Raw genomic sequence first — 1,044 nt, 5'->3', positions numbered from 1 at the left:
GCCAGTTCCCCCCCTTGTTTCCGCCGTTCCGGTCGTTTACGCTAAAGCCACGAGATACGAACGGGAGGACGGATGTGCATGACGGAAGGCAAGCGCGTAGATGAATTGGCTGCGCTGAAAGAAATCGCAGTGACGCTCAACATTACGAACGACACCAACCATATGCTCGATGCGGTGCTACGAAAGCTGCTTGAAGTGACGGGGCTTACGACAGGCTGGATTTTTTTGATGGAAAAAGAGCCGGGCTATACGTGTGTGGTCGATCATCGCCTGCCACCTGCGCTTTCATGGGGCGATAAGGAACCGATGTGCACAGGCAGCTGCTGGTGTGTCGACAAATATTGGGGCGGTCGCCTGCACAATGCCGTCAATATCATCAACTGCAAACGGATCGAGAATGCGATCGAATACAAATGGGGCGATACCGAGGGTATTTATCATCACGCGACCGTTCCGCTGAAAGCGGGGGAAAAGTGGTTCGGCTTGCTGAATGTGGCGGCGCCGGGCAAGGAGCACTTTTCTGATGAGGAGCTCGCCCTGCTGACGGCGGTCGCTTATCAGATTGGGACCGCGCTTGCGCGAACCAAGCTGTTCCATGCCGAGCAAAAGCGGGCGGAGCTGTACGCCAAGCTGGGGGACGCGAGCAAGGCGATCGGTGCGGTGACCGAGCTGCAAAAAATCCCCTGTACCGCCGTCCAGCAAATCGGCAAGCATTTTCCGTGGGCAGTGGCCGCCTTTTTCTTGAAGGAAGGCAAGGCGATTTCATTGCGGGCGTTGCATCAGGGCGAATCGGTCAAGGGCGAATGGAAAGCGGTCACTGCAGCCGAGAGCGGCCCGGTTGCCGAAGCGATGAAAAAAGGCAAGGTGCGCCGGATCGAGGCGGAAGCGGGCCAGGAGCTGTCACTGCCGGCAGCCGGAATCGCGTCGTTCCGTTCAGCTGCGGCGGTTCCGATCCGGTTGCGCGGACAGACGCCGGCATGTCTATTGGTCACAAGCCAGAAGGCGAGCGATTTTGACGAAACCGACCTGGAGGTGCTGCAATCG

1 protein-coding gene is annotated in these 1,044 nt (G+C 58.1%); it reads left to right on the top strand.

Translation table 11 applies throughout. The features are described 5' to 3' along the window. Positions 1 to 78: 78 nt before the first annotated feature. The coding region (locus tag EDM56_RS31030) for a GAF domain-containing protein (protein WP_122921759.1) at positions 79 to 1,044 on the top strand (966 nt) is incomplete at its 3' end.

The organism is Brevibacillus fluminis (assembly GCF_003710825.1).
GTDB lineage: Bacteria > Bacillota > Bacilli > Brevibacillales > Brevibacillaceae > Brevibacillus_D > Brevibacillus_D fluminis.
This window is presented reverse-complemented; position numbering and strand designations above follow the sequence as displayed.